The organism is Blastomonas sp. (assembly GCF_041747255.1).
Classification (GTDB): domain Bacteria; phylum Pseudomonadota; class Alphaproteobacteria; order Sphingomonadales; family Sphingomonadaceae; genus Blastomonas.
In genome coordinates, this window is the sequence record NZ_JBGTFM010000442.1 from 1 (window position 1) to 6871 (window position 6871).

The following is a 6871-nucleotide window of genomic DNA, read 5'->3' on the forward strand; positions in this document are numbered from 1 at the left end:
GCGCTGCCATCGCGCCGCGCGCGGGTCAGCACAACATCGCTGGCCGCCATGGCCCCTGCCAGATCCTGCGCCGACAGCCCAACGCGCATGTCTGCCGGGGCCAGCCCCAGCGCCTTGCGCACCATCGGTGCCAGCCATGGATCCGGCGCCGGCAGTTGCGGCCAGACGCCCTCGTTGAGACCGGCGCAGATCACCAGATCGGCACTTTGCAGGCGCGCCTCAAGCAGGCCGTAGATCGCAACGCGTGGATGCTTACCGAAGGGCGGGCGCACCACCGCTTCGTTCAGAAGCATGGCAAGGATACGCAGAGCCTGACGCGGGCTGGTGAGTGGATCGTGCGCGCTCGTGCGGTCGAGCAGTGCCTGCACCAGATCGGATGCATCGCGGCCCGCATGGCCCTCCCACAGAGCAGCGCCCGCAAGCTGTTCAGCGCAAGCCACCAGCGCAGCGATCAGCACCGACAGCGGTTGCCGCCCGCTTCTGACAGCCACGAGCGGCGCAAGCAACTGCTTGGCCTCCGCCCACCAGCCGGCAAGCGACCTTCCCGCAAGCAATGCGTCGATCCCCGCCAGCCCCGGTGCGGGGCGCGGTCCGCGCAGTTTGAGGTCCAGATCGCGCACGTCGTCGAGCCAGTCCAGCCGACCGCCCTCTGCCCTGACCAGCGGGTGCTTGAACAGATCAAGCAGCGCGACCGGCGCAAAATCATCGGCCAGACAGGTCGCAGCGGCGAGCAGCAGCTTGCCCGGCGGGGTCAGCGCCAACGCCTCGCCCGCGCTGTCATCGGCCTCGATTTCCCAGCGGCGCAGATGCGCGATCACCCGGGTCGCCAGCGCACGGTCGGGCGTGACAATCGCAACGCGGCGCGCGGGCTCAAGCAACGCCTGTCGCGTGAGGATCGCAATCGCCTGCGCTTCCTCCTCGGGGTTTTCGGCTTCGACAACGCGGATGCCCTTTGCGCGGCGATCCTCGGCCTGCATCGCGACCCAGCGGTCGCTTTGCTGCGCGGGCAGGAACATGCTCCGCAACATCCGGGCCCGATCCGCGCTGAGGCCGGTGCGGGGCTCGCTGCGCCACGGCTGCACCTCGGCCCGGTTGACCCCCATTGCATGAAGCAGATATTTCAGGTGATATTGCGGATGGCCCGGCGCTGGCCGAGTCTGGTCCTTGCTGGCTTCGATATCATCGCGCCAATCGGGATCGCCCAGCGCCTCCCACAGATCATCATCCATATCGAAATCATAGCCAGGCAGCACCACCATGCCCTGCGGCAACAGCGAAACCGTGCGCAACAGCCGTGCAATAGCGGGCGCCGCGGTGGTGATCCCGGCTGCGATCACCGGATGAGTGGGAGGATGCGCCTGCCAGCGGCCTGCTGCCTGAATGAGCGATTGATTACGCCGCTCAGCGGCATCGACAAGGCCCGTTACAGCGAGGTGGGCCTGCCATTGCTCGCCCACCTGCCTGAACAGTGCCAGCGCCTGTTGCCAGTGATTGGCGAGGTCGCCGGTCAGGTCATCGGCCATTTCAATCGTTGCAAGTTCGCCAAAGCCTTTTTCCTCCACCAGCAACTGGTCGAGCACGCGCGCGAACTCTGTCGCCAGCCGCAGTGCCTCTGCCGGGTCATCGGCGGCAGGGCGTCCGGTAGCGGCCTCCTGAATGATCTGCGCGAGCCGGAAGCGTCGTTCGAGCGGATCGATCGCGGGCGGCACCGGGGTCTCGCTGCCCAATGGGTCGAGCAACGTGCCCAGGCTCTCGCCCAGATCAAGGTCGCCCACCACCACCATGCGCGGCAGCAGCAGCCCGGTTTTGACCAGCCGCACCAAAGCCTCGGTGATCGCGCGCCCGGCACGGCGATTGGGGATCAACAGCGTGACCGGCGCAAGCGAGGCTGGCGCAGAACCAAAGCGCTTGATCAGACCCGCCGCCAGAGCATCGGCAAATCCGCGCTGTGCCCCGATGGCGAATACTGCGGGGCGCGGCGCATCAGCCATGTTGCAGCCTTAGCGCGGTGGGCTCGATGGAAGCCGGGGTGCCGACATCAAACCATTCGCCCAGATGGGTGATGCCATACAGCCGGTCGGCGGCGATGGCGCGGTTCCAAAGCAGGTTTGTCGAAAACGCACCCGACGGAGCGTCCGCCAACAGCCGCTTCGAGAGCAGCTGAATGCCGGTATAGATGTAAGGCGCGACCCGACCCGGGCGGCGCCGGCTGATCCGACCGACCTGATCTAGATGGAAATCGCCGACCCCTGAATAGTTCACCGCCCGGCTGTGCGGCACCAGCAGCAGCAAAGCGTCCATATGCCTATCGTCCCAGCGGCGGCGCATCTCATCAAAGCATGACTGCGCGCCATCAAGCCAGATGTTATCACTGTTAAGACAAAAAAACGGATCTTCATTGATCAGTGGCAAGGCCTTCACGAGACCCCCGCCGGTTTCAAGCAATTGCCCGCGCTCATCGGAAATCACGATATCAAACGGGTAGTCGGCGACCAGCAGATGCGCTTCCAAGGCATCAGCCAGATAATGCACGTTGACGATCACCCGCTCAATCCCGGCGCTTGCCAGATGGTCGAGCACGTGATCGATCAGCGACTTGCCTGCGACCCGCACCAGCGGCTTTGGCGTCGAGACGGTCAGCGGTCGCATCCGCTTGCCCAGCCCTGCGGCCATCACCATGGCGGTGCGCGCGCTGGCTGGCCTGCCGTTCACAGCGCGAAATCGCCGCCCAGAGTGCCCGCCGGATCGCGCAGGTGCGCTGGGACATTTGCATCGAACCATTGCGCAACTGGCGCGAGCGCGGGGTGCACCAGATCGCGCTCAAGCGTCGCCCAGACGCGCGGGATCATAAGCGGATAGCGCGGCTTGCCGTCGCGTTGCCACAGGCGGATGAAAATGCCGATGATCTTGGCGTTCCGCTGCGCGCCGAGCACGTGATAATGCTTGCGAAAATCATAATGCGGCGGCAGCAGGCTCGCATAGGTTTCGATCATCGCCGCCTCAAGCGTAGGCGCAACATCGCGCCGCGCATCCTGCAGCAGCGACACCAGATCGTAAGCCGGATCGCCCACCAGTGCATCCTGGAAATCGAGCAGGCCCTGCCCCCCGTCATCGAGAAGCATAATGTTTTCGGCGTGATAATCGCGCAGCACAGTGACTGCCGGCGCTGCGGGGTCCAGCGCGTCGAGCACCTCATCCCAGGCACGCGCATAGGCTGCGGCGTCGACCGCAAGGCCGCGTGCCGGGCAATACCATTCGGTAAACAGCGCGGCCTCGCGTTGATAGACTTCGCGGGTATAGCCGGGCACCGCAGCGACGGGGCGCTGGTGCAACGCGGCCAGCGTCTCAATCGCCTGCGCGTAAGTCGCATGTTCGCTCTCAGCATCCGCCGCATCGACCGTCTCGCGCATTCGCCGGTCGCCGAAGTCTTCGAGCAGTACCAGCCCCCTGCCCGCATCATCGGCGAGGATGGCCGGAGCGCGCAGGCCCTGTTCTCCAAGATACCGTGCGACATGCAGGAAAGGGCGCGGATCTTCGTGTGGCGGCGGCGCATCCATCAATATCGCGCGCCGATCTGTTTCGATGACGCGGAAATAGCGGCGGAAAGACGCATCGCCGGGGATGGCTGAAACCTCTGCCCCGGTCCAGCCTGCGGCGTCCACAAAGCTCCGGATGTCTGCTTCACGCGTGCTCAACGAAATTCACCTGCAATCTGCTGCCAGCGCGCTGCCCAGTTTGCCCCCGGCACCGCTGAAATGTGTCGCGCGCTAGCATCGCTGCCATCGATCTGCAATTGCAGCGTGTCCGCCCCGGCCAGCCCGCCGACGCGTTCGGGCCATTCGGCGATCAGCAAAGCAGGCTCGCCACTGTCGATACCAAGTTCGGCCAGATCGCCCGCCCCTTCGAGCCGATAGAAATCTGCGTGAATGACGGGCATGCGCACTTCGGGGGTATCATAGGGCAGGATCAACGCGAAGGTCGGGCTGGGCACCTCGCCCGCAAAACCAAGCGCGTGCAAGATGGCGCGGGCGAGCGTCGATTTGCCCGCGCCAAGATCACCCGACAAGGCAATCACGTCACCCGGCTGAGCGGCAGCAGCCAACTGCGCGCCAAGTCCCTCCATATCGGCAAGCGAGGCGATGGTAATGCTCGTCACAGCAGGATCGTCACGATCGTGCCTGCCCCCGGCTCGGACACCAGTTCCATGCGGCCACCGTGTGCTTCCACCAGGTTCTTGGCGAGCGGCAGGCCAAGCCCAGACCGGCGGGTTGCCTTGCCGCCCTGCTCGTCTGCCTGCAGCAACCCATCGAGTGCCCGTGCCTGCGCGCGCGCATCCAGCCCCGGGCCGTTGTCTGACACGACGATACGCAGCTTGCCGCGCACGCGGTCGCCCAGCAGCAGCACGCGCCCGCCCTCCTGCGTATAACGCAGCGCATTGTCGATCACTGCCGCAATCGCCTGACTGAAGCGGGCACGGTCAACTTCGGCTGACCCGACATCATTGGCGATGTCGACGTCAAGCGTAATGTTGCGCCCCCCAGCCAGTCCCTCAGCGCCTTTGGCAACGCCGGCAAGCAGCAGCGCAATGTCGATCGATTCGCGCTTGAGCGGCAATGTCCCCGCCTGGCTCTGGCTGAGATCGAGCACCATGTTGATCTGCGCTGACAGCCGCTCAACCGAGGCGATGATCGCGCCGACATAATCCTGCCCCTGGTCGGACAGCGGCCCGGCAACCCCCGCCGCCAGCAATTCGGCAAAACCACCGATTGAGGTGAGCGGGGTGCGGAATTCGTAGCTCATATTGGCAAGGAAGCGCGTCTTGATCGCGTCTGCCTCGATCAGCGCCTCGTTGCGCTCGCGCAGCGCGTCCTCGCTGCGCTTGGCATCGGACACGTCGATCATCGTGAACAGGGCGCTGGCATCGGGGAGCGGAATGCCGACGAAATCGAACACCCGGCCATCGCGCATCACCAGCTGCCCGGCGCGCTGCACCCGGTCGAGCGTCGCCGCGCGGATTACCTCGCGCAGCGCAGAAATCTGTGCGGGCCGTTTGAGGCTGGGGGCCAGCGCCTTGAGCAGTTCGTCGGCACGTGGATGGACGGCGAGCACCGGCTCATCCAGTCCCCAGGCCGTCGCGAACCGGGTGTTCCACAGATGCAGACGGCCATCGGAGGTGAACACCGCCAGTGCCTCAAACAGGTTGTTGAACGTCGCAGTCCGCACCCTGAGCAGAGTATCGCGGGCGCTGGCCAGCTGCACCTGCTCGGTGCGATCCTCAAAGATCATCAGCAGACCGTTGTCAGGCGTCGGTTGGGCGATGGCGCGCAAATGGGTGCCGTCGGCGAGCAGCCAAATTTCCTCGCTTGGCGCTGCCGCCTGAAACCAGCCGCGCTGTTCTTCGCGCCACGCCGGAAAATCGCGCGTCTCGGGCACCCGGCCCGTTTCACGCATACGGTCGAGCAGTCGTTCAAACTCAAGCCCGTCCTGCAGCCATTGCGGCTTGAGCGCGAACATACGGACAAACGGCTGGTTAACGAAAATCAGTTTGCGTTGCGCATCAAACTGGACAACGCCCGCTGACAGATTGTCGAGCAGGTCTCGCTGAGCATCACGGAACTTGTCGGTGGCAGCGCGTGCCTGAATCAGTTCATGCACATCGATGGCATAGCCTGCAACGCCGCGCTGTTCGATGGGCAGATCGACAATCTCCATCGCCCGGCGCAGACCTGAGATGGTGGTCGTGACGGTGCGGCGCGAGACAGTGCCGCTTTCGATCGCCCTCGCCGCCACCGCCGCCGGGGAGAGGCCATCGATCGTTTCGACCAGTTCCAGCCCATCCTGGATTACCTGCGCACCGTCAGTGCCACCGACAGCGCGCACATAGGCGCTGTTGACCAGCAGCAGCGACAGGTCCTCGCGCCTGAACCACATCGGGACCGGCGCGGCCTCGATCAGACCCGACAGCGCATCGAATGCGCGCTTGGCCTCTGCCTGTGCAGCGGCCAGCGCCGCCATCCGGGCCTCGCTCTCGGTCGCATCGAATATCCACAACAACACCGCGCCTGCGGCAACCGTCTGTGGGTCGGCAAGCTGTCCTTCAATCCGCAGCCTTTTGTCAGACCCGCGTGCGCTGACGGCTGCGGAAAAGGCCGCGCCGCTCCGCTGGGTGCCCGCGATTTGTTCGGCCAGTGCATCGAGCGCTGCGCGCTCAAGCCCGCGCTCGTCCTGCGACAGTTCGCCAAGATACGGTGGCAGCCTGTCGAGCCCGAGCCAACGCGCAACCCGTTCGGGTCCCTCGATCCTGAGGTCTGATCGAACGATCAGCGGCACTGCAGGGGCGGTTTCGATCAATCGCGACAGGCGCCGCATCTGTCGCCGCGACGTGCTCGCCGCGCGGCGCATTGCGAGGCCGGAGCTGAGCGCCCAGATGGCAACCGCCGTCCACAGCGCCAGCACCGTGGCCACCAGCAGCATCGTCAGGTTGTCGATCAGCATGACAGCACTCGCCGCCGCCGAATCGCGCTATACTCGCCACTCATGATCACCCGCTTCATCATCGCAGGGCGTAGCCCAATTTCAGGCCCGCGCAAAACATGGAAGCGGAGCGTGCCCGATATCAGCATGGCATTGCAAACCGACGCGCGCACCCCGTGCGCATTGTCGAAACCAGTTGGGGCGGCGATTGGGCGACGTGGTCGGCGTAAACAAGCCAGCGTGATGCGAAGAACCCGCGCTATTTCTCCCAATACCAGGGCTTGAGCGTGGCCGTACCAGTCACGGTTTCGTTCATCGTCGGCACCTCGTAAAGCCGACCATTAAGCATCACATGCGTGATCTTGTCAGACTGGCGGATATCGACATCGGGCTTGCC

The 6871-nt window shown here is 64.9% G+C and carries 5 protein-coding genes; all 5 read right to left on the reverse strand.

Going from position 1 to position 6871, the window contains the following annotated elements; genetic code table 11:
• A partial coding sequence (gene addB, locus ACEW8G_RS14785; RefSeq protein ID WP_373489163.1) for a double-strand break repair protein AddB occupies positions 1–1991 on the reverse strand: 1991 nt, incomplete at its 3' end.
• A complete protein-coding gene (locus tag ACEW8G_RS14790) occupies positions 1984–2679 on the reverse strand; it encodes a nucleotidyltransferase family protein (protein WP_373489167.1) in 696 nt (231 codons plus the stop codon). The genes addB and ACEW8G_RS14790, both read right to left, overlap by 8 nt.
• Before the next feature lie 29 nt (positions 2680–2708).
• Positions 2709–3695 carry an aminoglycoside phosphotransferase family protein gene (locus tag ACEW8G_RS14795; RefSeq protein ID WP_373489164.1) on the reverse strand — a complete coding sequence of 329 codons (987 nt, stop codon included), beginning with the start codon at positions 3693–3695 and terminating at the stop codon, positions 2709–2711.
• Entirely contained in the window at positions 3692–4156 is a 465-nt protein-coding gene (gene tsaE, locus ACEW8G_RS14800) for a tRNA (adenosine(37)-N6)-threonylcarbamoyltransferase complex ATPase subunit type 1 TsaE (RefSeq protein ID WP_373489165.1), read from the reverse strand. The genes ACEW8G_RS14795 and tsaE overlap by 4 nt, the downstream gene beginning before the upstream one ends.
• Positions 4153–6495, reverse strand: coding sequence for a PAS-domain containing protein (locus ACEW8G_RS14805; protein ID WP_373489166.1), 2343 nt, complete (start codon positions 6493–6495; stop codon positions 4153–4155). Before ACEW8G_RS14805 ends, tsaE begins: the two co-directional genes overlap by 4 nt.
• Positions 6496–6871: the final 376 nt, after the last annotated feature.